General features: G+C 38.9%; 1 protein-coding gene. It reads left to right on the top strand.

The features are described 5' to 3' along the window. Positions 1–251 precede the first annotated feature (251 nt). Positions 252–1,427: an IS110 family transposase gene (locus G589_RS0117555; RefSeq protein ID WP_026523016.1), complete on the top strand. Its 1,176-nt coding sequence runs from the start codon at positions 252–254 to the stop codon at positions 1,425–1,427. The last annotated feature ends 158 nt before the right edge of the window (positions 1,428–1,585 follow it).

The raw sequence follows: 1,585 nt of genomic DNA, 5'->3' as shown, positions 1-1,585 counted from the left end.
CTCCTACTATTAGTATTAGTCATAGTCTTTCTTTACCTTTTCAATAGGTTCGACTATGCTGTTTAAGATGCTGTGGATTGGTTGTTTTCTCCTACCGCATAGACGGTTTACACAAGGCTCCAACCACAGTCTCTTTGTTTATTTGTTAATCAGTTAGTTACCGCATGACGGTTTATCAAGAAGTAGGTTACGATTGCAAGGAGCCCTGTGGATCTGAAACAGTATCAATACTATTATTAGGGAGGTCCTATATGATCTATGTAGGAATTGATGTCGCTAAAGACAAACACGATTGCATTATCAAAAACTCAGTTGGGGAAGTTGTTTTCAAAACATTCACCATCAAAAACAATCTCGATGGGTTCAATGATCTTTATCAGAAGATAGAATCCGTAATGGAAGATGTATCTAAAGTAAAAGTAGGGCTAGAAGCCACCGGACACTATAGTTACAATCTTCTTGGATATCTCATTGATAAAGGTTTGCCCACCTTCGTTATCAATCCGTTACATACCAATCTGTACAGAAAAAGTCTAAGCCTTAGACAGACGAAAACGGATAAAGTAGATGCCAGTACGATTGCTTCTATGCTCATGTCAGATGTGAACTTAAAGTCCTACTCTGACACATCGTACCACAACGAAGAACTTAAGTCACTAACCCGCTACCGCTTTGATAAAGTCAAAGAACGGGCAAAGCTTAAAACTTCTATCTCTCGTCTTGTCTGTATCCTTTTCCCTGAGTTAGAAAAGCTTGTTCCAACTATACACATGAATTCTGTGTATTCATTGCTTTATGAATTCCCAGGTGCAAAACAAGTGGCAAATGCGCATCTTACAAGACTTTCAAATCTACTGAACGAAGCTTCTAAGGGTCATTATGACAAGGATGTTGCCATAGCATTTCGAGACGCAGCAAGAGCCTCTATTGGCTCAAATATGCCAGCGAAATCCCTTGAATTAAAGCATACCATCAAACTGATACGTGAGCTTGATTCCGAGATTGATGAAATTGAAGGAGAAATCAATGCCATTATGGACACCATCAATTCTCCAATCCTTAGCATCCCTGGAATAAGCTATCGCATGGGCGCCATGATAATTGCCGAGATTGGTGACTTTGATAGATTTGACTCTGCAGATAAAATCCTTGCCTATGCAGGTTTATCGCCATCCACATATCAATCTGGACAATTAGATAACTGCCATCCAAGAATGGAAAAGCGTGGTTCCAGATATCTACGATATGCTCTGTTTAACGCCACTATTTACGTCTGCCATTGGGATTCGACATTCAATGCTTACCTTGCAAAAAAGCGAGCCGAAGGAAAGCACTACTATGTTGCTGTATCCCATGCAACGAAGAAGCTCGTGAGACTGATATATCAGCTTGAGAAATCTCATCAGTCATACAACAAAGCAGCTTAACTAATTCCATACAAATCTTCTTTCAAGAGCATCTAAAACGATGCTCTATTTGTCATGCAGTTTTCAAGGTGCTGAATACGATGAATAAGTCATCGTCGCTATATTTAAAACATTTCTGTTTTAAAACATTTTTATTGACTTTCTTTAATAGTTAGTCT

Origin of the sequence: Butyrivibrio sp. VCB2001 (assembly GCF_000423965.1) — a bacterium.
Taxonomy (GTDB): domain Bacteria; phylum Bacillota; class Clostridia; order Lachnospirales; family Lachnospiraceae; genus Butyrivibrio.
This window is presented reverse-complemented; position numbering and strand designations above follow the sequence as displayed.